Below are 25,421 nucleotides of genomic sequence, written 5' to 3'. Positions count from 1 at the left end.
CCAACCCAAACCCACACCCGCCCCCCCCCCCCCCCCCCCCCCCCCCCCCCCCCCCCCCCCCCCCCCCCCCCCCCCCCCCCCCCCCCCCCCCCCCCCCCCCCCCCCCCCCCCCCACCCCCGGAAGGAGCAGCCCGTGCTCGGGTGGTTCGACGCGAACCTCGTCAGCATCCTCAACGGCTTCGCCATCGGCTCGTTGTTGTTCGTCCTGGCCGTCGGGCTGTCGATCGTCTTCGGGATGATGGACGTGCTCAACCTCGCCCACGGCGCGTTCTTCCTCGTCGGCTCCTACCTCGCGGTCAGCTTCGTCGCCGGCGACTCGTGGGGCGGGTTCCTCACCGCGCTCGGGGTCGCGGCGCTCGTCGGGCTGCTGGCCGGCGGCGTCCTGTCGGGGATGACCGAGCCGCTGGCCCGGCGGCCGATCCTGGACCAGGCCCTGCTCACCCTCGGCATCTCGCTGGTCGTGGCCGAGGTGCTGTCGATCGTCTACGGCAACGACGTCCGCTCGGTCTCCCCGCCGCCGGGCCTGGACGGCAGCGTGGACGTCGCCGGCAGCGCGTACCCCGCCTACCGGCTGCTGGTCATCGGCGTGGGGCTGGTCCTGGCGCTGGTCGTCTGGCTGGTCGTGGAGCGGACCTCGGTCGGTGCGCTGGTCCGGGCCAGCGTCGCCGACCGGGAGATGGTCTCGGCGATGGGCATCGACAACCGCAAGGTGAAGGTCGCGGTCCTGGGCATCGGGTCGATGCTGGCCACCGTCGCCGGCGTGCTGGCCGCCCCGGTGTACGGCGCCCGGCCGGGCCTGGACGAGACGATCCTGCTGCTGGCGCTGGTGGTCGTGGTCATCGGCGGGCTCGGCTCGATCCGCGGCGCGCTCATCGGGGCGCTGGTGATCGGGCAGGTCGAGTCGCTCGGGCGCGCGCTGCTGCCCGACCTGGCCTCGTTCATCCTCTTCGGCACCCTGGCCCTGGTCCTCATCGCCCGACCCCGTGGACTCTTCGCCGGGAAGGTGGCCCACTCATGAGCGTGGAGAGCCCTCCTGTCGTGAGCACCGCGGACGGCGCCCCGGCTGCGGCCGCCCCGGCGCGGCGCCGCCCGTCCCGGCCGCTGGCCGCCGTCCTCGGGCTGGCCCTGCTGGCGGTGCTGGCCGCCGTCCCCCTGTTCGTCGACCCGTTCGGCACGAACACCGTCTCCCGCATCCTCGTGTTCGCGCTGTTCGCCATGAGCCTGGACCTGCTGGTCGGCCTCACCGGGCTGCCCTCGCTGGGGCACGCGGCCTGGTTCGGCATCGGCGCCTACACCGCGGGGCTCGTGGCCGTCCACTGGACCGCCGAGGGGTTGGTGACCGTGCTGGCCGCGGCGGTCGCCGGCGCGGTCGCGGCCGCGGCGACCGGGTGGCTGGCGGTGCGCAGCGGCGGGGTCTTCTTCCTGATGCTCACCCTGGCCATCGGGGAGCTGGTGCACCAGCTGGCCCAGTCGCTGTCGTCGGTCACCGGCGGCTCCAACGGCCTGTTCGGCATCCCGTCGGTCCGCATCGCCGGCACGCCGCTGACCCTGGCGGGGTACGTGTACTGGTTCGTCCTCGCCGTCGTGCTGCTCGGCGCGCTCGGCCTGTGGCTGGTGGCCTCCTCCCCCTTCGGCGGCGTGCTGCGCGGCATCCGCGACAACGAGGCCCGGATGCGCTCCCTGGGGTACTCCCCGTTCCGCTACAAGTACGCCGCCTTCGTCATCGCCGGCGGGTTCGCCGGGCTGGCCGGGGGGCTGTTCGCCGGCCTGGTGCGGATCGTCAACCCCAGCGACACCGGCTTCACCACCAGCGCGCTCATGCTGCTGGCCGTCGTGCTGGGCGGCGCCGGCTCGCTGTGGGGGCCGGCGCTCGGGGCCGCGGTCGTCGTCCTCGTGCGCGACACCTTCGGCCCGACGCTCGACGGGCACGGCCCGCTGCTGCTGGGCCTGGTCTTCGTCGTCGCGGTGTACGTGCTGCCGCGCGGCGTCGCCGGCCTCGCCGGGCTCCGCCGCCGCCGCACGCGGGAGGAACCGACGTGACCACCCCGCTGCTGTCCCTGTCAGGGGTGAGCCGCTCCTTCGGTGCCCTGACGGCCGTGGACGACGTCAGCCTCGACGTCCCGCCCGGCGCCCGGCACGCCCTCATCGGCCCCAACGGCGCGGGCAAGAGCACGCTGTTCAAGCTGGTCACCGGCGCGATGCGGGTGTCCTCCGGCACGGTGACCCTCGCCGGGGACGACGTCACGCGGCTGTCCGAGCCGCAGCGCGCCCGCCGCGGCATCAGCCAGACGCTGCAGCACTCCAGCCTGTTCCTCTCCCAGACCGTGGAGCAGAACGTGCTGCTCGCCGCCCAGCGGCAGCACCGCAGCCGGCACTCCCTGGTGCCGCGCCGGCAGGCCGCCGCCCGGGAGCGGGCGCGGGAGCTGCTGGCCGACGTCGGCCTGGCCGCCCGCGCCGGCACACCGGTCGCCGCGCTCTCCCACGGCGAGCGGCGGCAGCTGGAGGTCGCGGTCGCGCTGGCCTGCGAGCCGCGGCTGCTGCTGCTCGACGAGCCGGCCGCCGGGATGTCGCCGGCCGAGAGCGCCCGGCTGGTCGGGCTGCTCCAGGCCCTGCCCGGGTCGGTGACGGTGGTGATCGTCGAGCACGACCTCGACGTCGTGTTCGCCCTGGCTGGATCGGTCACGGTGCTGCACCTGGGCCGGGTGCTGCTGACCGGCACCCCCGACGAGGTCCGCGCCAGCGCCGCGGTGCAGGAGGCCTACCTGGGCACCGGCCGTGGCGCCCTGTTCCTGGACGGCTCCGGTCCGGCGTCCCTGGAGGTGGGCTGAGTGCTCGAGGTCCGCGGGCTGCGGTCCGGCTACAAGCGCAGCACGGTCCTGCAGGGGGTCGACCTCGACGTCCCCGACGGCCGCGTGGTGGGTCTGCTCGGCCGCAACGGCGTCGGCAAGACCACGCTGATCCACACCCTCATGGGGCTGGTGACGCCGTCGGCGGGGTCGGTCTCCCTGGACGGCGCCGACCTCACCGGGCGCCGTCCCGACGTCGTCGCGCGGGCCGGGGTGGCCCTGGTGCCGCAGGGCCGGCGGGTGTGGGCGCCGCTGACGGTCACCGAGCACCTGGACCTCGCCGCGCGCCGCGGGCGGGGGCGCGGCCCGTGGGACGTCCCGCGGGTGCTGGAGCTGCTCCCCCGGCTGGGCGAGCGGCGCCGGCACACCGCGGGACAGCTCTCCGGTGGGGAGCAGCAGATGCTGGCCATCGCGCGGGCGCTGCTGACCAACCCGCGGCTGGTGCTCATGGACGAGCCCTCCGACGGGCTGGCGCCGGCCGTGGTCGACCTGATCGGGACGGCCATCGGCGGCATGAAGGCCGAGGGGGTGACCCTCGTGGTCGTCGAGCAGGACCTCCACCTGGCCTTCGCGGTCGCCGACGAGATCGCGGTGATGGACAAGGGCCGGGTGGTGCACCGCTCCCCCACCCTCGAGTTCCGCAGCGACAGCTCGGTCGCCGCGGCGCTGCTGGGCGTGGCCTAGCGCTACATCCACCAGGCCTCTTGCGCGGCTTCGTGTAGCACGTCAGGATGGGTGGCGGGCGTCACACACCTGCGCCGGCAACTCCCTGGAGGTCCCGTGACAACGCTCGAGAACCGCTCGGTCGCGACGGAGGGCCCCGGCCCGGTCGCCGAGCCGGCCACGACGACCGAGGTCTCCTTCGACACCTCGCCCGAGGCCTACAAGCACTGGACCCTGTCGGTCGACGGCGAGATCGCGACCCTGACCCTCGACGTGGCCGAGGACGGCGGCATCGTGCCCGGCTACGAGCTGAAGATGAACAGCTACGACCTGGGCGTGGACATCGAGCTGCACGACGCGGTGCAGCGGATCCGCTTCGAGCACCCCGAGGTCAAGGCGGTGGTGGTCACCAGCGCCAAGGAGCGGATGTTCTGCGCCGGGGCGAACATCAAGATGCTGGCCGCCTCCCCGCACAGCTGGAAGGTGAACTTCTGCAAGTTCACCAACGAGACCCGCAACGGCTTCGAGGACGCCAGCGCCCACTCCGGCCTGTCCTTCCTCGCCGCGGTCAACGGCACCGCGGCCGGCGGCGGCTACGAGCTGGCGCTGGCCTGCGACCAGATCGTGCTGGTCGACGACAACTCCTCGGCGGTCTCGCTGCCCGAGGTGCCGCTGCTCGGCGTGCTGCCGGGCACCGGTGGGCTGACCCGCGTGGTCGACAAGCGCGGCGTGCGGCGCGACCTGGCCGACGTCTTCTCCACCACCGCCGAGGGCATCCGGGGCGAGCGCGCGGTGCAGTGGCGGCTGGTCGACGCCACCGTCAAGGCGCGCGACTTCGCCGCCGAGGTCGCCCGGCGCGCCGCCGACCTCGCCGCCGGCTCGACCCGGCCCGGCGCCGGCGCGACCGGCGTGCAGCTGACCCCGCTGCACCGCGAGGTCGACGGCGACACCACCCGCTACCGGCACGTCCGCGTCGTCCTCGACCGCGACTCGGGCACCGCGACGATCACCGTGCTCGGCCCGACCGCCGTCCCCGGCAGCGTCGAGGAGCTGGCCCGGGAGGGCGACACCGCCTGGCTGCTGGCCGCCACCCGCGAGCTGGACGACGCCATCCTGCGGCTGCGCACCAACGAGCTGGCGATCGGCACCTGGCTGCTGCGCACCGAGGGCGACGTCGCCACCGCCGCCGCCTACGACGAGTTCCTCCTGGCCAACCGCGAGCACTGGCTGGTCAACGAGACGATCGGCTTCTACCGCCGGACGATGAAGCGGCTGGACACCACCAGCCGCAGCCTGTTCGCCCTCGTCGAGCCCGGCTCGTGCTTCGTCGGTGCGCTGGCCGAGATCGCCTTCGCCGCCGACCGGCAGTTCATGCTGGAGGGGCAGTTCGAGGAGGACGACGCCCCCCTGCCGCCGGCGGTCGTCCGGCTCGACGAGTTCAACACCGGCCTGCTGCCCATGGGCAACGGCCTGTCCCGCCTGCAGGTCCGGTTCCTCGGCAGCGCCGACGAGCTGGCCGCCGCCGAGGCGGCGGTGGGCCGTGACCTGCTCGCCGCCGACGCGGCCGAGCTCGGCCTGGTCACCAGCACCCCGGACGACATCGACTGGGAGGACGAGATCCGCCTGGTCGTCGAGGAGCGCGCCAGCTTCTCCCCCGACGCCCTCACCGGCATGGAGGCCAACCTCCGCTTCGCCGGCCGCGAGACCCCCGAGACGAAGGTCTTCGGCCGGCTCACCGCCTGGCAGAACTGGATCTTCCAGCGGCCCAACGCCGCTGGCCCGGAAGGAGCGCTGCGCCGGTACGGCACCGGCAAGCGGGCCGACTACGACAGGAAGCGGGTCTGAGCATGACCACGACCGAGTCCACCCCCCAGAGCGGCACGGTCACCGGTGACGCCCCCACGCCGACCGGTCCGCTGTCGAAGATCGACTACAGCGAGCGCATCCCCAACAACGTCAACCTGGCCGGTGACCGCAAGCTGCAGCGGGCGCTGGAGGGCTGGCAGCCGAAGTTCCTCGACTGGTGGAGGAACCTCGGCCCCTCCATCCCGACCCACGACGTCTACCTGCGCACCGCCGTCGCCGTCGGCCGGGACGGTTGGGCGCACTTCGACCGGGTGCCCATGGAGGAGTACCGCTGGGGCATCTTCCTCGCCGAGCGCGACCCCGACCGCAAGGTCAACTTCGGCCAGCACAAGGGCGAGCCGGCCTGGCAGGAGGTCCCCGGCGAGTACCGCTCGGACCTGCGCCGGCTGATCGTCATCCAGGGCGACACCGAGCCCGCGTCGGTCGAGCAGCAGCGGCACCTGGGCATGACCGCGCCGTCGCTGTACGACATGCGCAACCTCTTCCAGGTCAACGTGGAGGAGGGCCGGCACCTGTGGGCGATGGTCTACCTGCTGCAGGCCTACTTCGGGAAGGACGGCCGGGAGGAGGCCGAGGAGCTGCTCAAGCGCAACTCCGGCGACTACGACTCCCCGCGCATCCTCGGCGCGTTCAACGAGGAGACCACCGACTGGCTGTCGTTCTTCATGTTCACCTACTTCACCGACCGGGACGGCAAGTACCAGCTCGGGACGCTGAAGGAGTCCGGCTTCGACCCGCTGGCGCGCACCTGTGAGTTCATGCTCAAGGAGGAGGCGCACCACATGTTCGTCGGGACGACCGGCGTGCAACGCACCGTCCAGCGGACCGCCGAGCTGATGAAGCAGCACGGCACCGACGACATCTGGGAGCACGGCGGCATCCCGCTGTCGGTCATCCAGAAGTACCTGAACTTCCACTACTCGGTGTCGCTGGACCTGTTCGGCTCCGAGACGTCCTCCAACGTCGCCTCCTACTACACCGCCGGCCTCAAGGGCCGCTGGATGGAGACCCGGCGCAAGGACGACCACGTCCTCACCGACCTCACGATGGACATCCCGGTGGTGGAGGACGGGCGGATCACCACCCGCACCGTCCCGATGCTCACCGCGCTGAACTACGACCTGCGCTCGGAGTACGCCGCCGACTGCCAGAACGGCGTCAAGCGCTGGAACCAGGAGCTGGAGGAGGCCGGCCTGGAGCAGCGGCTGTACCTGCCGCACCAGGGCTTCAACCGCAAGGTGGGCGCCTTCTCCGGGCACCACATCTCCCCCACCGGCGAGATGCTGGACGACGCCGCCTGGGAGCGCTCGGCCGCCGACTGGCTGCCGACGCCGGAGGACCACGCGCGGGTCGCCGAGCTGATGGTCCCGCACCACGAGCCCGGCGAGTTCGCGAGCTGGATCGCCCCGCCGTCGGTCGGCATCAACTCGCTGCCGGTCGAGTACGACTACGTCCGATTCTGAGCAGCCTGGGCGCAGTCGCCCGGGGGCGGTCCCGCTCCCCGGGCGACCCCGCCCAGGCAGAAGGGCTGAGCAGCGTGGCCACCCTCGACACCGCCCCCGTCGCACCGTCGCTCCCGCCGCCGCCGGGCGCCGAGCCGTTCAACGCCGCCGAGTGGCTGGTCACCCGGCACGCCCGGACCGACCCGGGACGGCGGGCGATCACGGCGATCGACCTCGACGGCAGCGTCCGCACCCTGACCTACGGCGAGCTCGACGAGGCGGTCACCCGCTTCGCGGCCGCGCTGCTGGCCTCCGGCGTCCGCCCGGAGGAGCGGCTGCTGCTGTGCATGGGCGACACCCCCGAGCTGCTGACGGCCTTCCTCGCCGGTCTGCGCATCGGGGCGGTCCCCGTCCCGGTCAGCACGATGCTCAAGCCCAAGGACATCGCCGTCCTCGCCACCGACAGCCGCGCCCGGCTGGTCGCGCTCAGCTCGGAGTTCACCGGGCTCGCCCCGGCCCTCGGCGGGATGCGCGACCTCGCCGACGTCGTCGTGTACGGCGCCGACCAGCTGCCCGAGGTCGACGGTGCCCGGGTGCACGACTGGGAGGCGTTCGTCGCCGCCGGCGCGGACCTCCTCGACCGGGCGGCCACGCCCTACCCCACGGTCGCCGACTCCCCCGCCTTCTGGCTCTACACCTCGGGGACGACCGGCACCCCCAAGGGCGCGATGCACCGGCACGGGTCGCTGCGGGACACCGCGGACACCTACGCCCGCGACGTGCTGGCCATCGGCCCGGACGACGTCACCTTCTCGGTGGCCAAGTTCTTCTTCGCCTACGGCCTGGGCAACACGCTGACCTTCCCGTTCTCCGTGGGGGCCGGCACGGTGCTGGACCGGGCGCGGCCCAGCCCGGCCAGCACGCTGCGGGTGCTCCAGGAGCACCGGCCGACGCTGTTCTTCGGCGGCCCCACCTACTACGCCGCCCTGCTGGCCGCGGGCCTGCCGGCCGACGCCTTCGCGAGCGTCCGCGCCTGCGTCTCGGCCGGCGAGGCGTTCCCCGCGGCCCTGTTCGAGCGGTTCACCGGCACCTTCGGGGTGGAGATGCTCGACGGCATCGGCTCCACGGAGATGCTGCACATCTTCATCAGCGGCCGGCCGGGCCGGACCCGCGCCGGGACGACCGGCGAGATCGTCGCCGGGTACGAGGCCAAGATCGTCGACGACGACGGCAACCCGGTGCCCGACGGCACCCCCGGGCACCTCTACGTCCGCGGCGACTCCGCGGCCACCGGCTACTGGCAGCGGACCGAGGTCACCCGGCGGGTCTTCCAGGGGCCGTGGGTGCGCACCGGCGACACCTACGTGCGCAGCAGCGACGGCTACTACTCCTCGCTGGGCCGCACCGACGACATCATCAAGGCCGGTGGCATCTGGGTCTCCCCCACCGAGGTCGAGGAGCGGCTGCGCCAGCACCCGTCGGTGAACCAGGTGGTCGTGGTGTCGCTGCCCGACGCCGACGGCCTGGACAAGCCGGTGGCCTGCGTCGTCCTGCTGCCCGGCGCGGCGACGACGGAGGAGGAGCTGGTCACCTTCTGTCGCGAGGGGCTGGCCGCGTTCAAGCGCCCGCGCCACGTGCTGGTCTTCGACGAGCTGCCGACGACGGCCACCGGCAAGCTGCAGCGGTTCCGCATCCGCGAGCTCGCCCTCGACCGGCTCAGCGGCGCGGCCCGCTCCGACAACCTCGCCGCCGCCACCCCGGGAGACCCCGCATGACCGCGACCGACCTCGCCGCGCCGCAGGCCGCCACCGCCGAGGGCCGCCGGGTCGACGTCGACCTGCTGGTGGTCGGGGCCGGCCCGGCCGGCCTGTACGCGGCCTACTACGCCGGCTTCCGCGGCCTGCGCACCGCGGTCGTCGACAGCCTGCCCGAGCCCGGTGGGCAGGTCATGGCGCTGTACCCGGAGAAGATGGTCTACGACGTCGCGGGCTTCCCCGGCATCAGGGGCCGCGACCTGGTCGCCGGCCTCGTGCAGCAGGCCGCCCGCTTCGACCCGGTCTACGTCCTCGGCGAGCGCGCCGAGTCCCTCACCGACCAGGCCGGCGCCCGGCCGCGCGCCGGCGCCCGGCTGGTGGTCACCACCGACAAGGGCACCCGCATCAGCTGCGGCGCCGTCGTCGTCACCGGCGGCATCGGCACCTTCACCCCGCGCCCGCTGCCCGGCGGCGCCGCGTGGGAGGGCCGCGGCCTGACCTACGTGGTCAAGGAGCTGGCCGCGCACGCCGGGCAGGACGTCGTCATCGTCGGCGGCGGCGACAGCGCCGTCGACTGGGCCCTGGCGCTGGAGCCCATCGCCGCCTCGGTGACGCTCGTGCACCGCCGCAGGCACTTCCGCGCGCACGCCGCCAGCGTCGCCGACCTGGAGCGCGGCACCGCCGTCGTCGTCACCGACGCCCAGGTCGACTCCCTCGAGGGCGACGACGTGCTGCACACCGTCCACGTGCGCACCAAGGACGGCACGGTCACCCCGCACAAGGCCCAGGCGGTCATCGCCGCCCTCGGGTTCACCGCCGACATCGGCCCGCTGGAGACCTGGGGCATCGACATCGTCGACCGCAAGATCCTCGTCGACACCGCGATGCGCACCTCGGTGCCCGGCGTCTACTCCGCCGGTGACATCACCGAGTACGCCGGCAAGGTGCGGTTGATCGCCGTGGGTTTCGGGGAGGCAGCCACCGCGGTGAACAACGCCGCCACCTACCTCGACCCCGACCAGCCCCTCTTCCCCGGCCACAGCAGCGACGACCCCGCCGGCCTCGGCGCGACCGCGCACGCCTGAGCCGCCCGACCGCGAGGAGACTCCCCGTGCCCTACGTCATCGGCGCCGAGTGCATCGACACCACCGACATGTCCTGCGTGGAGGAGTGCCCGGTCGACTGCATCTACGAGGGCGACCGCAAGCTCTACATCAACCCCAAGGAGTGCATCGACTGCGGCGCCTGCGAGCCGGTCTGCCCGGTGGAGGCGATCGCCCAGGACCGGCGCGTGACCGAGGAGAACGAGCCGCACGTCGACGACAACCGCCGGTTCTTCGTCGAGGTGCTGCCCGGCCGCGACGCCCCGCTGGGCAGCCCCGGCGGCGCCTCCAAGGTCGGCCGGATCGGCGTGGACACCGAGCTCGTCGCCGAACACCCCTGACCGATGCGGGTCGTCCTCACACTCAGCAGCGACCAGACCTCCGTCGCCGCCGAGGCCCGCGCGGCCGAGGACGCCGGCTACGACGGGATCGCCACCGGGGAGCACCTGTTCTTCCACAGCCCGCACCCCAACGGCTTCGTCGCGCTGGCCGCGGCCGCCGGTGCGACGTCCCGCATCCGGCTGCTCAGCGCGCTGACCGTCGTCCCGCTGTACCCCGCGGCGCTGGCGGCCAAGATGGCCACCACGCTCGACCGGGTCAGCGGCGGCCGCTTCGACCTCGGGATCGGGGTGGGTGGTGAGCACCCGCCGGAGTTCGTCGCCGCGGGGGTCGAGGTCGGCGAGCGCGGCGCCCGGGCCGACGAGGCGCTGGAGCTGTTCCGCGCCCTGTGGGCCGGCGGGCCGGTCGACTTCGCCGGCCGCTTCACCCGGGTGCCCGGCCTGGCCCTCGACCCCGGTCCCGTGCAGCCGGGCGGCCCGCCGATCTGGCTGGGGGGCCGCCGTCCGGCCGCGATCCGCCGGGCCGGCCGGTTCGCCGACGTCTGGATGCCGTACATGTACACCCCCGAGCAGCTGGCCCGCAGCCTCGCCGAGGTCCGGGAGGCCGCCGAGGCCGCGGGCCGCGACCCCGACGGCGTGCGCGGCGCGGTCTTCTGCTGGGGCGGCGTGGACCACGACGCCGCCCGCTCCCGGCGCCAGGTGGTCGAGACGGTGAGCGCGGTCTACCAGCAGGACTTCGACCCGCTGGCCGACCGCTACCTGCTGCACGGCGACCCCGACCGCGTCACCGCCCGCATCCAGGAGTACGCCGACGCGGGCGCGGAGACCCTCGTGTTCTCCCCCGTCGGCGCGGGTCCCGGCCGGAGGGAGCTCGTGGACCTGTTCACCGCCGAGGTGCTGCCGCGACTGGGCTGACCACGCCGCCAGGCGTGCGCGACCCCGCCCCCGAGGGGGAGGATCCACCCATGCTGGACGACGATCCCGGTCGCCGGGCCGCGGCGCGTGCCGAGGAGGCCGCCCACCGGGCCCGGGAGCTGGCCGACCGGCTGCGTCGCATGCCCGAGGAACACGGGACCTCCCCCGAGGACGCCCGCCGGGCCCGGCAGCGGGCCGAGGAGGCGGCCGAGCACGCCCGGGCGGCCTTGGAGCGCGCGCTGTCCGGGCACGAGCGGGCGGCCCGCAGTCACGACGCGGCCGCGGCCGCGCACGAGGAGGCGGCCCGCCGCGGGGTCGGGAACCCCGACGAGCACCTCCGCCGCGCCACGCACCACCACCGGGAGGCGGCGCTCAACCGCGCCGAGGCCGCGACCGAGTCCCCCGCGCCGGCCGACCCCGCTCCCGCACGCACACCGGAGGAGGGCCGGTGACCGCCTCCGGGAGCAGCGCGGGCCCGGCCGGCCGCCCCGACCTCGAGCCCGACGAGGCACTCACCCGGCTGGCCGACCTGGAGGTCGCGCAGGAGGAGCTCCGGGTGGCCGAGGAGGAGCTCCGTGTCCAGCAGGAGCAGATCGCGGTGCTGCTGGCCGGCTACGAGGTCGAGCGGCGGTGGCGCACCCACCTGTCCGCGACCGTCCCGGTCGCGATGGGCGTCACCGACGGCGACGGCCGCCTGCTCGACGCCAACCGCGCCCTCGCCGACCTCCTCTCCGTGCCGCTGCACCGGCTGCGCCACAAACCGCTGAGCGTCTACCTGGACGTCGGCGACACCCAGGCGTTCCGCACCGCGCTCGGCGACCTCGTCGGCCGCGGTGCGACCGAGCGCCGGCTGGTGGTCCGGCTGCGGGCCCGCCGGTCCGCCGGGGAGCCGGCCGAGCTGTTCGGCTTCCCCGACTCCGCCGCTGTCCCCGGTGTCGAGCCGCGCGTGCAGTGGGTCGTGGTGCCGGCCGCCGACGCCGCGGCGGCTGACGGCGACGTCCCCGCCGTCGACGCCCTGGGTGTGGCGGCCGCCCTCACCGAGCTGTCGCGGATCCCCATCGAGGACGACGACCGGACGCGGTTGCTCACCCGCATGGCGGTGCTGGTCCGGGACGCGGTGCCCACCGCCGCCGGGGTGAGCATCACCATCGGATGCCCCGCGGACCCACAGCAGCTGGGCAGTGACTCCGCGCTCGCCCAGGAGTTCGACGGCCGGCAGCTGGCCGCCGGACAGGGGCCGTGCTGGGAGGCGTACGTCCGGGGCGCCGTCGTCGTCACCCGCGACGTCAGCACCGACGGGCGGTGGCCGCGGCTGCGGGACCTCCCGGGTGATCCGGGGGTGCGGGCGGTCCTCGCGATGCCGCTGCAGGAGGGCGAGGAGATCGTCGGGGTGCTCAACGTCTACTCCGAGCAGGTGGGGGCGTTCGGCGCGGACAGCCGGCGGATCGCCGAGCTGGTCGCCGCCGTCGTCGGCGGCGTGCTGCAGAGCGCCACCGAGCGCGCCGCGCTGCGGGCCCTCGCCGGCAACCTGGAGAGGGCGCTGACCTCCCGGGCCGTGATCGACCAGGCCAAGGGCGTGCTCATGGCCCACCTGGGCGTGAACGCCGACGAGGCCTTCGCCCGGCTGGTCACGCTGAGCAACCGGCACAACGTCAAACTGCGCGACCTGGCGCAGCTGGTGGTGACCGGGAACGTCGAGGAGGTGGTCGCCGCCGCCCGGCGCGCCCCGGTCAGCGGTCGATCGGATCCATGACGATGACCGCGCCGGCCCGCTCCCCCGGCACCTGCTCGTAGGCCGAGACCGTCACCCGCACCAGCACGGGGCGCCCGCGCCGGTTGACCGCGTCGACCTCCACGGTGTCGTGCCCGGGGCCGTCCCGGGAGATCGTCCGCCGCAGCAGGGGGTGCAGCCGGGAGACCGGCAGCCCGATGTCGAGGTCGAGCAGGTGCCGGCGCTGCACCTCGTCCTGCCGCAGGCCCCAGAGGTCCTCGGCGGCGGCGTTCCACACCAGCACCCGCAGGTCGGAGTCGACGACGGCCACCCCGGCGCGGAAGCTGCTGAGCACGCCGTTCATGAACCGGTTGACCGCCCCGACCTCCTCGGTGCTGGCGCGCAGCTCCTCGTTGGTCGAGTGGAGCTCGTCGTTCATCGACTGGAGCTCCTCGTTCATGGTCTCCAGTTCCTCGTTGGTCGACTGGAGCTCCTCGTTCGTCGTCTCCAGCTCCTCGACGGTCGACTGGAGCTCCTCGTTCGTGGTCTCCAGCTCCTCGTTGGCCGACTGCAGCTCCTCGTAGGCGGTCTCCAGCTGCCGGTTGGCCAGCTCCAGCTCCCGCTGCAGGCGCCGGTAGCGCGTGACGTCGTCGAACACGATGGTCGTGCCCAGGCGCTCGCCGCCCTCCCGCCAGATCGGCACCACCTGGATGTCGTAGAGCACCGGTTCCTGCCCCGGCCGGCGCCGTTCGATCCCCCGCAGCCACAGCGGACGGCGGATCTGGGTGGCCTCGGCGATGGAGGCCCGCAGCTCGACCGGGCGGTAGGAGATCTCCAGGTCCTGGAACGGGCGGCCGACGTCGCGCTGCTCGATGCCGAAGGCCCGCTCCGCCTGGTGGTTCACCACGGCCAGCCGGCCCTCGGCGTCCAGCGTCAGCTGCGCGGCCGGCCCGGACAGCAGCGCCTCCCGGCGCAGCCGGGCCAGGGCGTCGTCGACGGTGTCCGGCGCCGCCCGCAGCGGCGGCACCACGAGGCGGCGCTCGGGCACCGGGCCGCCGTCGCGCTTGCGGAAGAAGCGCCGGGTGAGGTCCACCGGCGCGAACAGCTGGTTGTGCGACAGCAGCATCTCGGCCTTGCCGAGGAACAGCAGGCCGTGGGGGGTGAGCGCGTAGTGCAGCCGGCCGAGGATCCGCGCCTGGGTCTCCGCGGTGAAGTACATGAGGGTGTTGCGGCACAGGAGCAGGTCGATGTGCGAGATCGGCGCGTCCTGCACGAGGTCGTTCCGGCCGAAGATCACCGAGCGGCGGAGGTCCTTGCGGAACGCGTGGCGGGAGCCCTCCGGGGTGAAGTACTCGCGCAGCTGCGCCGGCGTGAGGCCGGCGACCTCCCGCTCGGTGTAGAGCGCCTGCCGGGCGTAGGTCAGCGCGTCCTCGTCGACGTCGGTCGCGTAGATCTTGACCCGCTCGCGGAACTCGTCGGGGCCCAGCACGTCGGCGAGGAGGATGGCCAGGCTGTATGCCTCCGCCCCCGACGCGCAGCCGGCGCTCCACACCCGGATCGCCGGTCCGCACGACTCCAGCAGCGGCGGCAGGAGGTCCTCGCGCAGGTGGTCCCAGGCCGCGCGGTCCCGGAAGAAGCCGGTGACGTTGATCAGGATGGTGTTGAACAGCGGGGTGAACTCGTCCGGGTGCACCTCGAGGTGGTCCTGGTACTCGCTGATCGAGTCGATGCCCACCTCGGCCATGCGCCGCCGCACCCGCCGCACCAGGCTGGGCCGCTTGTACCCGGTGAAGTCGAAACCGCGCCGCTCGTGCAGGTACACCAGGAGCGCCTCGAACTCCGGGTCGGCACCGGCGGACGCGGTGTCGTCCCCGTCGTCCTCCGTCGCGGCCACGGCGTCCCCGGGCGCGGCCACGTCGTCGTCCGGGCCGCGCCCCTCGGCCGGTCGTTCTCCCACCGGGCTCAGGCCTCCTCGACCACGTCGGGCAGCGCCGAGCCGCTCAGCTCACCGCGGTGCAGCAGCCGCCGCAGCAGGGCGGCGGCGTCGAGGGCCTCCTGGGACCGCTGCCGGAAGCGCAGCGCGCTGTGGCCGTGCCCGCGCTCCTCGGCCCGGTGGCCCATGTGCGAGCTGAGCGCGGCCCGTTCCTCCAGGCCGCGCAGCGCCATCCACAGCGCGCCCTCCAGCGCCTGCGACTGCTCCTCGGCCAGCGCCTCCGGCGACCAGGCGTGCCCGACGCGGCAGCGGTAGCGCTCCATGCCGCCCTCGTCGATGGTGAACAGCGCGCCGTGGCACGTGGGGCAGCCGAAGCCGGACGGCGTGCCGGGACGGTCCTCGTCGTCGTAGGCGTCGCCGTCGAGTTCGGCCATGGCGGTCTCCGTCTCCATCAGGTCGCTCGCCGGAGGGGCGTCGCCGACGTCCACCTCCTCGCCGATCAGCCGGCCGAGCAGGGCGCCCATCGCACGCGCGGGCACCACGTGGTCGGCCCCGCCCACCTCCCGGGCGTGCACCGGCATGCTCGCGTACATCGCGTCCTCGGGGTCCTGTGCGATCACGACCCCGCCGCGGGAGCGGACGGCGATGGTGCCCGCCGTCCCGTCGTCCAGGGCGCCGGAGAGGACGATCCCGACGACACGGGGACCGCCGCTGCGCGCCGCGGACCGGAACAGGACGTCGACCGCCGGGCGGTGCCCGTTCTCGCGGGGCCCCCGGGAGAGCATGGTCCGGTCGCCCACCACCATCAGGTGCCGGTCGGGCACGGAGACGACGACCGTCCCCGGCTCGATCGGGTCGCCGTCCACGGCCGCCCGCACGGGCAGCGGGCAGACGCGGGCCAGGATGTCGCGCAGGGCGCTGCGGGCGCCGGCCGGCATGTGCAGCACGACGAGGACCGCCCCGGGCAGGTCGGGGGGCAGGCCGGCCAGCAACTGCTGCAGCGCCTCGACACCGCCGGCGGAGGCGCCGACCACCACCAGGTCACGCCGAGTCCCCACGCGCCCGCCCATCCCGTCACGGAGGTCGCAGCGATCCGCGGTGAGTGGCTCCGTGACAGGGAAACGGTAGTCCTGCCGCCCGGCGGAAGCGCCCGGCACACTCCGCGGTCCGCTGATACGGTACCGGCTCGGGTCGAAGCTCCGGCCCCGCGCACCGTCGTGCGCACGTGATGCCGCCCGGAGCCCTCGGCCCCGGGCCCGGACACCTCCTGGGGTCCACCGTGCTCGTCCGTCCTCCGGGGGCCTCCACCCCCTCCCCCCGCCCGCTGCTCGTGTCGGTCGACCTGCGCGCCGGCCGGGTGCGCGTCACCGGCGAGCTCGACCGCAGCTGCGCCCACCACCTCCTCGACGCCCTGGCGGCGCTCGCCCTCACCACCCACCCGGTCTGGACCGTCGACGGCCGCGGCGTCACCTTCTGCGACACCGAGGGGCTGCGCGTGCTCGCGCGGGCCGAGGTCCTGGCGGCGAGCCGACGCCGCGGGCTCCGGCTGGTCGCCACCCCGCCCTTCCTGGCCCACCTGCTGGGCCTCGCCGGGCTCGGGCACCTGTCCGCCGACGGTCTGCCGGGGACCGGGTCGGCGCGCGTGGTCCCCTGCGGACCCGGTCGCCACCCAGCCGTCAGGAGCACCGTCCTCGGCCGGGCTCCGCTCCCCCCGTCGGGGTGGGCGGCACGCGCGCGGACGCCGGAAACCGGGTGCGGTCCGGGATGATGGGGGCGGGCGCCCGGCTCCCGGCAGCCGCCTCCGCCCGGACAGGGTCGGTCGGACCGGTGGTGCACGCCGGCAGCAGGAACGAGGTGTGGCCATGGCCGGACGCGGCACGGGACCGGACTTCGTCGAGGCGCTGGCCCGCGGCCTGGACGTGATCGCGGCCTTCGGCGCCGAGCGGCCGGCCATGTCGCTCACCGAGGTGGCCGCCGCCGCGGGGCTGGCGCGCCCCACCGCCCGGCGCCTGCTGCTCACCCTGGAGGAGCTGGGCCTGGTCCGCTCCACCGGCGGGGTCTTCCACCTCACGCCGCGGGTGCTCGGGCTCGGCACCGCCTACGTCAGCGCGCTCGGTCTCTGGGACATCGCCCGGCCGCACCTGGAGGCGCTGGTCGCCCAGACCGGCGAGTCCTCGTCGATGGCCCAGCTGGACGGGTCCGACATCGTCTACGTGGCCCGCGTCGCGGTGCCCCGGATCATCACGCTCCGGGTCGAGATCGGGACCCGGTTCCCGGCCGTCCGCACCTCGCAGGGCAAGGTGCTGCTGGCCGCCCTCTCCCCCGACGAGCTCGACGCCACCCTCGCCGAGCCCAGCCGCGCCGGGCTGCCGCCGGCGCCCCAGCCGGATCCCGCGCAGCTGCGCGACGAGCTGGTCAAGGTGCGGGCACGGGGCTGGGCGCTGGCCGACGAGGAGCTGGCACCGGGCATCCGGTCGGTCGCGGTGCCGGTGCGCGACGGCAGCGGCACGGTGCGGGCCGCCATGAACGTCACCGTGCACGCGGCGGAGACCTCGACCGAGCGGCTGGTGCACGAGCACCTGCCGCGGCTGCTGCACGCCGCCGGAGAGGTCAGCGCCGAGTGGGCCCTGTGGCAGTCGCGGCCCCACGTGGAGGTCGCCCGGCCGGCGGCCGGGGACACCGCCACCGCCTGACGCCCCGCGGCGTCCGTGCCGTCACGGCAGCTCCAGCGCGGCGTGAGTGCCGAACACCCGGCCGTGGTAGGTCAGCGGCTGCCCCTCGGTGGTCTCGGCGGCGACCACCGTGCCGAGTGCGACCACGTGGTCCCCGCCGTCGACCAGGGTGGTGACCTCGCAGGCCAGCCAGCCGGGTGCCCCCGGCAGCCGGGGCAGGTCGGAGTCGATCTCCCACCGCACGCCCTGGAACTTGCCGGTGCCGCCCTTGCGGGCGAAGGCCAGCGCGAGGTGCGACTGGTGGGCGCCGAGCACGTTCACCCCGAACCGCCCCGACTCCCGGACGACGGCCAGCAGGTCCGACCCGCGGTCGAGGGACACCAGCACCATCGGCGGGTCCATCGACAGCGAGGCGAACGCGCTGACCGTCGTCCCGTGCGGGAGCCCGCCGGTGCTGCTCGTGATCACCGACACCGGCGTCGGCACCCCGGCCATGACCTCGCGGAAGCGGGCCTGCAGCTCGGGGTCGACCTTCGCGTCGGCGGTGGCCGGGACCTCGGCGGGCGGATCGGCGGGCTGGGTCATCAGGGGGTCCTCCCGGGGTCGTCGGCAGCGGGGGCGGCGAAGGGGCGGACCGGGTCGGTGCCGTCCCAGTCCAGCGACGCCCGCCAGAACGCGGTGAAGGCGGCGTCCATGCCGGGGCCGTACTCGATGAGCTCGATCATGCCCGGCCGCCCGGGGCCGCCGTCGAGGTAGGCCACCTCGCCGCCGGTGGGGACCCCGGCCCGGAAGGCCAGCTCGTACCCCTTGGCCTCGAGGTCGGCGATGCCGGCGTCCACGTCGTCGGTGACGACGCCGAAGTGGTGGAAGCCGTGGCCGCGCTGCTCGATCGTCTCGCGGTAGACCGACGGGGCGTCGTCCTTGGGCGCGATGAGCTCGATCTGCACGTGCCCGGCGAAGGCCATCGCGATCGCCACGTCGGCCCGGCTGGGCGCGCCCCGGTAGACCGGATCCACCCCGGTGAAGGAGTCCAGCAGGAACCACGGCCCGACGCGGAGCTCGCCGACCCACTGGTCGATCGCCGCGCGGATGTCAGGTACGACGTAGGCCATCTGGATGATGCCGTCGCGCGGCTGGCCGGAGCCGAGTTCGGGTGCCATGCCCGCCTCTCAGTTGCGGCGCAGGTAGCGGGAGATGGCCACGGCCGCGACCAGCGCGCCGCCGTAGAACAGCTGCTGGGCGTAGTCCTGCGCGCCGAGCAGTTGCAGGCCCGCGGTGCCGGTGGCGAGGAACAGGACCGCGACCCCGGTGCCCAGGGCGTTGAACCGGCCGGGCTGGATGGTCGTGGCGCCGAGGAACACCGCCGCGTAGGCCGGGAGCAGGAAGGTCTCCACCGAGGTGGGCCCGGCCGAGCCGGTGGTGCCGACGTAGAGGATGCCGGCCAGCGCGGCGATGACACCGGCGAGGGTGAAGGCGCCGAAGCGGATGCGGTCGGCGTTGATGCCGCTGAGCACCGCCACCTCGCGGGACTGCCCGACGAACAGGTTGCGCACGCCCAGCGGGGTGTAGTTCATGACGTACCAGATGACGAGCATGACCAGCAGGCAGTAGTAGAACTGCACCGGCACCTGGCCGATCTGGCGCAGGTAGGTCCACATCGACAGGTCGCGGTCGACGCCGACGATCGTGGTCGAGTTGGCGATCCAGAAGACCAGGCCCCCGAAGAGGGTGCCGGTGCCCAGGGTCATGATGAACGGCTCGGTCTTGAACTTGACCACGAACAGGCCGTTGAACGCCCCGCACAGCGCGCCCACCGCGACCGCGGCCAGGCAGGCCAGCGGCAGCGACACCCCGTGCTGGACGTTGAGGACCGCGACGAGGATCGCCGAGAGCCCGCCGATGCTGCCCAGCGACAGGTCGAGGTCACCGGAGCGGGTGGGCAGCAGCGCGGCCAGCGCCAGCATGAACAGGATCGACTGCGACCCGAGGATGTTGGCGATGTTCCCCATGGAGAGGAACGTGTCCGGGGCCAGGGCGGCGAAGACGACGAACAGCACCAGCCACGCGATCGGCAGGGCCGCCTTCTCACCCCACCGGCCGCGGACCGAGCCGCGGCCCTGGGCGACGCTCGGTGCCGGCTGGGGGTCCTTCGTCTCGACGGCGTCCGTCGCGCTCATCGTGCCACCTGTTCAACGGTCGGGAGGAGGGTGGACTGGCTGGTGCTGGCCCCGTAGACGCCGGAGGTGATGGCCTCCGGGGAGATGTCCTGGAGCGGGATCTCGGCGCCGGCCACCCCGCCGCTGACCACGACGACGCGGTCACAGACGGCGGCCAGCTCGTCGAAGTCGCTGGAGACCCAGACGACGGACATGCCGTCCTCCGTGGCCCGCTTGACGACCCGGTAGATCTCGGCGCGGGCGGCGATGTCGACCCCCTGCGTCGGCTCGTGCAGCAGCAGGACCCGCGGCCCGATCTCCAGCCACTTGCCGACGACGACCTTCTGCGCGTTGCCGCCGCTGAGGGTGCCGACCGGCAGGTCGGTGCGGCGCGGCCGGACGTCGAGGGCCTCGGCGCGGGCGTCGGCGGCGCCGCGCAGCCGCCGGTTGCGCAGCCAGCCGCCCGCGGCGAAGCGGCGCACGACCAGCAGCATCATGTTCTCCGCGACCGACACGGCCGGGGCGATGGCGTCCCGGCGCCGGTCGGCGGGGATGAGCGCGAGCCCCATGCCCACCGCGGTGGCCGGCTGCTGCCGGGTGACCGGCACCGTCCTCCCGTCGAGGGTCAACTCCCCGCCGGTGGCCTGCCTGGCGCCGAACAGCAGGTAGGGCACCTCCTCCGCACCCGAGCCGAGCAGCCCGGCCAGGCCGACGACCTCACCCGGCGCGACGTGCAGGTCCAGCCCCCGCACCTGCCCGCCGCGCAGCCCGGTGACGTGCAGCCCCACCCCGGGCGAGCGGTCGAAGGTGCGCGGCGGCTCGGTGGCCTCGTGCGCACCCGGCGCGTGCCCGTGGCCGAAGGCGTCGAGCTTGGCGATCGCCGGCCCGACGATCAGCTCGACGATCTCCGCGTCGCTCACCTCGCTCATCCGCGCGGTGGCGGCCAGCCGGCCGTCGCGCAGCACGGTGACGCGGTCGGCGATCTCCCGGACGGCGGGCAGGTCGTGGGAGATGAACACGACGCTGGCGCCCGAGGCGACGATCGTGCGGATCAGGTCGAAGAGGAACTGCACCTCCTCCTCGGGCAGGAACACCGTCGGTTCGTCGAGGACGAGCACCGAGGACGACGCGCCGGTCCGCTCCCGGTACTGCTTGAGCTCCTCGGCGGCCCGGGCGATGGCGACCAGCGCCTGCTGGACCGGCGGGAGGTCGTTGACGACGGCGAGCGGGTCGACGTCCACCCCGTAGCTGCGCAGCATCGCGCGGGCCTTGCGCGCCTCGGCCCGCCAGTGGATGCGCACCCGCGAGCCGCTGCGCTCGGCCACCCCGCCGAGCAGGTTCTCCAGCACGGTCAGCGGCCGGGCCAGGCCGAGGTCCTGGTGCACGAAGCTCAGGCCCAGGTCGCGCGAGGCGCCGGCCTCCAGCGGGAGGGACACCTCCCGCCCGTCGACCACCATCCGGGCGCCCGGCTCGGGGTCGTAGACCCCGGCCATCACCTTCACCAGGGTCGACTTGCCGCAGCCGTTCTCCCCCAGCAGCGCGAGGACCTCGCCCCGCTCCACGGTCATGGAGACGTCCTGCAGCGCCTTCGTCGCACCGAAGGTCTTGGAGACGGAGTGGAGCTCGAGGGCGGTGGTCGTCATCCGGGGCTTCCCTGGGGCCGGAGCGGGTGCGCCGCTGTGGGTGGGGACGGTGGGCGCGGGCAGGCCCCGGGCTGCGCGCCCGGGGCCTGCCCCTCGCTCAGACGGCGGGCGCGTCCAGCCAGAGGCTGCGGTAGCCCTCGACGTAGGAGTCCCCGAAGCCGTCGTTGGGACCCTCGACCTCGGCGGCGTTCTCCGGCGTCCAGAGCCGGTAGGGCGAGAACGCCTGGTCGGCCGGGATGGGCTGCTGGCCGGCGAGCACCCGGAAGAGCTGGTCGGCGCCGGTGTAGGACATCCAGTCGAAGTTCGGGCCCATGTCGGTGCCCATCGGGTTCTCCGGGTCGGTCATCAGCTGGACGAACGTGCGGTCGGCGCCGAACGCGTAGGTCTTGGCGTCCACGTTGGAGGACTGGATCGCCGGCAGGACGAACGGCGTCTGGGCGTCGAAGACCGTGAAGACCGCGCGGATGTCGGGGTTGGCGACCAGCGCCGAGGAGACCGCGCTGGTGAGCTCGGTGGCGTAGTCGGGGATGGGGATGTTGATCGACTCGACGCCGCACTCGTCGCCGCACAGCTCGGCGAACTGGTCCTTGACCGTCTGTTCCATGCCGATCGAGGGCGGGTTCTCGTTGGAGGTGATGACCAGCGCGTCGATCGGCCGGCCCTCGGACTCGACGAGGGCCTGCGCCACGCCGAGCTCCATCGCCCGGTTGAACTGGCCGTTGGTCTGGGCGGCGATGAGGTCCGAGGGCTCCTCGGAGACGTCGGCCAGGTGCATGTCGACCACCGCGATGCCGGCGGCCTTGGCTGCCTCCATCTGCGGGGCGAGCGCGGCGGGGTCGATGCCGCAGACCAGCGCGACGCCGTCGTAGCCCTGGTTGATGGCCAGGTTCATGCCCTGCACCCACGCCTGCGGGCCGCCGTCGTTCTGGAAGTAGGTGCTGTCGGTCATCCCGACGCTCTTGGCGATGTCGACCACGGTGCGGGCCATGCGGTCGCAACCCTCCAGCTGGCTGCTCACCGGCATCGACAGGATCTTCTTGCCGGCCAGGCCGGCCACGGAGAACGGCTCGCCCTGGGCCTCGAACTGCGGCTGCGCCATGGCCTCCTCGACGTCGGCGCGCAGCTGCTCGAGCGTCTCGTCGGAGACCACGGCCTCCCCGCCCGCGTCGGCGGAGCCCTCGTCGCTCGCCGTGGGGGCGCAGGCCACGGTGGACAGGGCCAGAGCCGCCGCGGCGACGGGCAGGGCCAGCCGCCGCGGGCGCGGCGAACGGATCACGCGATGAGCCATGGAGGGGTCCTCTTCTCGGGGTCGCACAGCTGCGGGGAGCGCCGTCCACGGGAGCCGGGGAGCGCGGCCGGGCGTCGTGGTGGCGGAACTGTGACAGCGGCCACAGGGGTTGTCAACCGTCTGGCGGTCAGCTGTCCGTTTCCAGCGCGGACGGTGCCGCAGCGCCTCCCCGCGCGCGCAGCAGGCCGGTCCGCCTGCCTCCAGGTGGAGCCGCCGTTGACACCGCGACGTGTCATGCGTCACGGTGCTGGCCGGGGCGGACGAGTGTCCGTTCACGTCGTCGAGGCAGGAGTTCCCGTGACCGTTCCCGCAACTGGACCAGCACCGACCAGGCTGCCGATGGGCTCCGGCGAGATCAGCCTGTTCCGCCAGGGCTCGGGCCGACCGGTCCTGTTCCTGCACGCCGCCGGCGGTGCGGGGAACTGGGAGCCGTTCCACGAGCGGATGGCGCAGTCGGTCGACCTGATCGCCCCCGACCACCCCGGGTTCGGCCGCAGCGACGAGCTGCCCGAGGTCGCCACCATGGCCGACCTGGTGCAGCACTACCTCCGCCTGCTGGACCACCTGGGCATCGACCGCTTCGACCTCGTCGGCGCGTCCTTCGGCGGCTGGACCGCCGCCGAGCTGGCCAGCACCATCCCCGACCGCGTCGAGCACCTGGTGCTGATGGCCCCCGCCGGCCTCGAGGTGCCCGAGGCGCCCCCGGCCGACCTGTTCACCCTCGCCCCGCCGGACCTCGTCCGCGCCCTGTTCTACGACGACGCGCTCGTCGAGGCCGCGCTGTCCGCGCCGCCGACCCCGGAGCAGATCGCGCAGACCGAGAAGGACATGGCCGCCTTCGCCCGCTTCGCGCGCGAGCCGTACCTGCACAACCCGGACTTGCCGGCCCGGCTGCCGCGCATCACCTGCCCCACCCTCGTGATCGCCGCGGAGATCGACACGATCGTCCCCCGCGCGCACAGCGAGGCCTACGCCAAGGCCATCCCCGGCGCGGAGCTGCGGGACCTCCCGCGCACCCGGCACGGCCTGCACCACGAGCGGCCCGACGAGGTCGCGGCCGAGGTGCTGGGCTTCCTCACCGGTCCGGACGCCGCCGGCCGATGAGGGCCGCGGTCACGGAGGGCCCGGGCAGCATCCGGCTGGTCGACCGGCCGGAGCCGGGCCCTCCGCGGCCGGGCCAGACCCTGCTGGAGGTGGAGGCCGTCGGCATCTGCGGCTCCGACCTGCACCTGTACCACGCCGACCTCGGCCCCAGCCACGACGGGCTGCTGCCGCGCGTCCAGGGCCACGAGTTCTCCGCCGTCGTGGCCACCGCCGACCCCGCGGGCGGCCCGGCCGCCGGCGAGCGGGTCGCCGTCTGGCCGGTCCTGCCGTGCGGGGAGTGCCGCCCCTGCCGCGACGGACGGGTCAACGTGTGCAGCCGGCTGCAGCTGCTCGGCGTCCACCGGGACGGCGCCCTGCAGGAGCACCTCCTGGTCGACACCGCGGCGCTGGTGGTCACCACCGGCCTCACCGCGGAGCAGACCGCGCTCGTGGAGCCGGTGTCGATCGCCGTCCACTCCGTGGCCCGTGGCCGCGTGGCCGACGGGGAGTCCGTCGTCGTCCTCGGCGCCGGCCCCATCGGGGTCTCCTGCGCCCTGGCCGCGCGCGACCGCGGCGCCGCCGTGCTCGTCGTCGACCCCGTCGCCTCCCGCCGGGAGCTGCTGGCCGGTCTCGGCCTCGCCACGGCCGACGCGGACTCCCCCGCGCTGGCCGGCGCCGTGGCCGACCTCGCCGGGCCCGAGGGGCCGCACGTCGTGGTCGACACCACCGGCGCCCCCGCCGTCTTCGGCACCGCCCTGGAGCTGGCCGGCCACGGCGGCCGGGTCGTCGTCGTCGGGATGACCGCCGCGTCCGCCCCCACCAGCCCGGGGCCGCTGCCCATCAAGGAGCTCGACGTCCTGGGCGTCAGCTGCTGCACCTACGCGGAGTTCGCCGCCGCCGCCGACCTCGTGCGCCGCCATCCCGCCGCCGTCGACGCGCTGGTGAGCCACCGGCTGCCGCTGGCGCAGACCCCCGGCGCCCTGGGCCTGCTCGAGGACCGCACGAGCGCGGCGTTCAAGGTGCTCGTCGACCTGCGCACCCCCGCCTGACCACGCCCGACCTCCCGAGGAGACGACCCGCATGAGCTCCCCCGCGCCCGACCCGCGCCCGCTGCCCGACCGACTGCGGCTGGACGGCCGGCACGCCCTGGTGACCGGTGCGGCCAGCGGGCTGGGTCTGGCGATCGCCGAGGGCCTGCTGCAGTCCGGTGCCGCCGTCACGGTGCTGGACGTCGACGGCGAGGAGCTGGAGCGCACCGCCGCGGCCCTGGCCGCCGCCACCGGCGGGACGGTCGGCACGCGCCGCTGCGACGTGTCCGACGCCGGGCAGGTCGAGGCCGCGGTCGCCGACGCCGCCCGGGAGCACGGCGGGCTGCACGCGGTCTTCGCCAACGCCGGCATCGCGGGCGGCCCGTCGGTGCAGACCCCCGAGGGCCGGCTCTACGACCTGGACTGGGGCACCTTCGACGGCGCGCTGGCGGTGAACCTGGTCGGCACGCTGGCCACCGTGCGCGCGGCGGCGACGGTCATGCGCCCGGCCGGTGGCGGCTCGATCGTCGTCACCGTCTCGACGGCCGGGCTGCGGGCCGACGCGATGGTCGGCTACGGGTACAGCGCCTCCAAGGGCGCCCTGGCCAACCTGGTGCGCCAGGCGGCGGTCGACCTCGCCCCCGACGGCATCCGGGTCAACGGCATCGCCCCGGGCCCGTTCTCCACCAACATCGGCGGCCGCGGCCCCAAGGACCCCGCCGTCGACCAGGCGTGGGCCGACACCGTGCTGCTGGGGCGGATGGGCGACCCCCGCGAGGTGCAGGGCCTGGCGCTCCTGCTGGCCTCCGACGCGGCGTCGTTCATGACCGGGGCGGTGTACCCGGTGGACGGCGGCACGCTCGCCGGCGTCTTCTGACGCCTCCCCCGGACACGAGAGAGGGGGGGGGGGGGGGGGGGGGGGGGGGGGGGGGGGGGGGGGGGGGGGGGGGGGGGGGGGGGGCGGGGGTTGTGTTTTTTCT

General features: G+C 74.5%; 24 protein-coding genes. 17 read left to right on the top strand and 7 right to left on the bottom strand.

Annotated elements, in window-relative coordinates:
- The first annotated feature begins 133 nt into the window (after window positions 1-133).
- From ACI79E_RS21175 to ACI79E_RS21120, 12 genes are all read left to right on the top strand, one after another.
- A complete protein-coding gene (locus ACI79E_RS21175; RefSeq protein WP_456934552.1) occupies window positions 134-1,018 on the top strand; it encodes a branched-chain amino acid ABC transporter permease in 885 nt (294 codons plus the stop codon).
- Between the two features lie 20 nt (window positions 1,019-1,038).
- On the top strand, window positions 1,039-2,040 hold the full coding sequence (locus ACI79E_RS21170) for a branched-chain amino acid ABC transporter permease (protein ID WP_456934551.1): 1,002 nt from the start codon (window positions 1,039-1,041) through the stop codon (window positions 2,038-2,040).
- Window positions 2,037-2,828 carry an ABC transporter ATP-binding protein gene (locus ACI79E_RS21165; RefSeq protein WP_456934550.1) on the top strand — a complete coding sequence of 264 codons (792 nt, stop codon included), beginning with the start codon at window positions 2,037-2,039 and terminating at the stop codon, window positions 2,826-2,828. Before ACI79E_RS21170 ends, ACI79E_RS21165 begins: the two co-directional genes overlap by 4 nt.
- The gene (locus tag ACI79E_RS21160) at window positions 2,829-3,530 is read left to right on the top strand and encodes an ABC transporter ATP-binding protein (RefSeq protein WP_456934549.1); all 702 of its coding nucleotides are present in this window, start codon (window positions 2,829-2,831) and stop codon (window positions 3,528-3,530) included. It abuts the gene before it with no gap.
- 96 nt (window positions 3,531-3,626) lie between these two features.
- A complete protein-coding gene (boxC, locus tag ACI79E_RS21155; RefSeq protein WP_456934548.1) occupies window positions 3,627-5,354 on the top strand; it encodes a 2,3-epoxybenzoyl-CoA dihydrolase in 1,728 nt (575 codons plus the stop codon).
- A 2-nt stretch (window positions 5,355-5,356) separates the two neighbouring features.
- Window positions 5,357-6,838: a benzoyl-CoA 2,3-epoxidase subunit BoxB gene (gene boxB / locus ACI79E_RS21150; RefSeq protein WP_456934547.1), complete on the top strand. Its 1,482-nt coding sequence runs from the start codon at window positions 5,357-5,359 to the stop codon at window positions 6,836-6,838.
- A gap of 74 nt (window positions 6,839-6,912) precedes the next feature.
- A complete protein-coding gene (locus ACI79E_RS21145; protein WP_456934546.1) occupies window positions 6,913-8,592 on the top strand; it encodes a benzoate-CoA ligase family protein in 1,680 nt (559 codons plus the stop codon).
- Window positions 8,589-9,656 carry an NAD(P)/FAD-dependent oxidoreductase gene (locus ACI79E_RS21140; RefSeq protein ID WP_456934545.1) on the top strand — a complete coding sequence of 356 codons (1,068 nt, stop codon included), beginning with the start codon at window positions 8,589-8,591 and terminating at the stop codon, window positions 9,654-9,656. Before ACI79E_RS21145 ends, ACI79E_RS21140 begins: the two co-directional genes overlap by 4 nt.
- A gap of 26 nt (window positions 9,657-9,682) precedes the next feature.
- Complete coding sequence (gene fdxA / locus ACI79E_RS21135) at window positions 9,683-10,015, top strand: ferredoxin (RefSeq protein WP_456934544.1); 333 nt, start codon at window positions 9,683-9,685, stop codon at window positions 10,013-10,015.
- A gap of 3 nt (window positions 10,016-10,018) precedes the next feature.
- Complete coding sequence (locus ACI79E_RS21130; protein ID WP_456934543.1) at window positions 10,019-10,927, top strand: LLM class flavin-dependent oxidoreductase; 909 nt, start codon at window positions 10,019-10,021, stop codon at window positions 10,925-10,927.
- 50 nt (window positions 10,928-10,977) lie between these two features.
- A complete protein-coding gene (locus tag ACI79E_RS21125; RefSeq protein ID WP_456934542.1) occupies window positions 10,978-11,379 on the top strand; it encodes a hypothetical protein in 402 nt (133 codons plus the stop codon).
- Window positions 11,376-12,680 carry an ANTAR domain-containing protein gene (locus tag ACI79E_RS21120; protein ID WP_456934541.1) on the top strand — a complete coding sequence of 435 codons (1,305 nt, stop codon included), beginning with the start codon at window positions 11,376-11,378 and terminating at the stop codon, window positions 12,678-12,680. Before ACI79E_RS21125 ends, ACI79E_RS21120 begins: the two co-directional genes overlap by 4 nt.
- Here ACI79E_RS21120 and ACI79E_RS21115 read toward each other — a convergent pair.
- Window positions 12,658-14,595 carry a CheR family methyltransferase gene (locus ACI79E_RS21115; RefSeq protein WP_456934540.1) on the bottom strand — a complete coding sequence of 646 codons (1,938 nt, stop codon included), beginning with the start codon at window positions 14,593-14,595 and terminating at the stop codon, window positions 12,658-12,660. The genes ACI79E_RS21120 and ACI79E_RS21115 overlap by 23 nt on opposite strands.
- Window positions 14,596-14,600: 5 nt before the next feature.
- On the bottom strand, window positions 14,601-15,629 hold the full coding sequence (locus ACI79E_RS21110; RefSeq protein ID WP_456934539.1) for a chemotaxis protein CheB: 1,029 nt from the start codon (window positions 15,627-15,629) through the stop codon (window positions 14,601-14,603).
- Between the two features lie 221 nt (window positions 15,630-15,850).
- On the opposite strand from ACI79E_RS21110, the gene ACI79E_RS21105 reads away from it, so the two are divergent.
- Window positions 15,851-16,339, top strand: a complete 489-nt coding sequence (locus ACI79E_RS21105) for an STAS domain-containing protein (RefSeq protein WP_456934538.1) — start codon at window positions 15,851-15,853, stop codon at window positions 16,337-16,339.
- A 94-nt stretch (window positions 16,340-16,433) separates the two neighbouring features.
- Window positions 16,434-17,264 carry an IclR family transcriptional regulator domain-containing protein gene (locus tag ACI79E_RS21100; protein WP_456934537.1) on the top strand — a complete coding sequence of 277 codons (831 nt, stop codon included), beginning with the start codon at window positions 16,434-16,436 and terminating at the stop codon, window positions 17,262-17,264.
- Between the two features lie 21 nt (window positions 17,265-17,285).
- Here ACI79E_RS21100 and ACI79E_RS21095 read toward each other — a convergent pair whose 3' ends face one another.
- The 5 genes from ACI79E_RS21095 to ACI79E_RS21075 all read right to left on the bottom strand — a co-directional run bounded on the left by ACI79E_RS21095 (window position 17,286) and on the right by ACI79E_RS21075 (window position 22,330).
- Complete coding sequence (locus tag ACI79E_RS21095; RefSeq protein WP_456934536.1) at window positions 17,286-17,828, bottom strand: flavin reductase family protein; 543 nt, start codon at window positions 17,826-17,828, stop codon at window positions 17,286-17,288.
- Window positions 17,828-18,403: a VOC family protein gene (locus ACI79E_RS21090; protein WP_456934535.1), complete on the bottom strand. Its 576-nt coding sequence runs from the start codon at window positions 18,401-18,403 to the stop codon at window positions 17,828-17,830. The genes ACI79E_RS21095 and ACI79E_RS21090 overlap by 1 nt, the downstream gene beginning before the upstream one ends.
- A gap of 9 nt (window positions 18,404-18,412) precedes the next feature.
- Window positions 18,413-19,420, bottom strand: coding sequence for an ABC transporter permease (locus tag ACI79E_RS21085; RefSeq protein WP_456934534.1), 1,008 nt, complete (start codon window positions 19,418-19,420; stop codon window positions 18,413-18,415).
- Window positions 19,417-21,042 carry a sugar ABC transporter ATP-binding protein gene (locus ACI79E_RS21080; protein WP_456934533.1) on the bottom strand — a complete coding sequence of 542 codons (1,626 nt, stop codon included), beginning with the start codon at window positions 21,040-21,042 and terminating at the stop codon, window positions 19,417-19,419. The genes ACI79E_RS21085 and ACI79E_RS21080 overlap by 4 nt, the downstream gene beginning before the upstream one ends.
- Before the next feature lie 97 nt (window positions 21,043-21,139).
- The gene (locus ACI79E_RS21075; RefSeq protein ID WP_456934532.1) at window positions 21,140-22,330 is read right to left on the bottom strand and encodes a sugar ABC transporter substrate-binding protein; all 1,191 of its coding nucleotides are present in this window, start codon (window positions 22,328-22,330) and stop codon (window positions 21,140-21,142) included.
- Window positions 22,331-22,627: 297 nt separating this feature from the next.
- Between ACI79E_RS21075 and ACI79E_RS21070 the strand changes: the two genes are divergently transcribed.
- The 3 genes from ACI79E_RS21070 to ACI79E_RS21060 are packed head-to-tail and all read left to right on the top strand — an operon-like array spanning window position 22,628 to window position 25,318.
- Window positions 22,628-23,434: an alpha/beta fold hydrolase gene (locus ACI79E_RS21070; protein WP_456934531.1), complete on the top strand. Its 807-nt coding sequence runs from the start codon at window positions 22,628-22,630 to the stop codon at window positions 23,432-23,434.
- A complete protein-coding gene (locus ACI79E_RS21065; protein WP_456934530.1) occupies window positions 23,431-24,462 on the top strand; it encodes a zinc-binding dehydrogenase in 1,032 nt (343 codons plus the stop codon). The genes ACI79E_RS21070 and ACI79E_RS21065 overlap by 4 nt, the downstream gene beginning before the upstream one ends.
- A gap of 31 nt (window positions 24,463-24,493) precedes the next feature.
- A complete protein-coding gene (locus tag ACI79E_RS21060; RefSeq protein WP_456934529.1) occupies window positions 24,494-25,318 on the top strand; it encodes an SDR family NAD(P)-dependent oxidoreductase in 825 nt (274 codons plus the stop codon).
- The last annotated feature ends 103 nt before the right edge of the window (window positions 25,319-25,421 follow it).

Source organism: Geodermatophilus sp. SYSU D00079, from assembly GCF_054050635.1.
The sequence above is the reverse complement of the archived record's forward strand: the minus strand, read 5'-3'. Positions and strand labels throughout refer to the sequence as shown.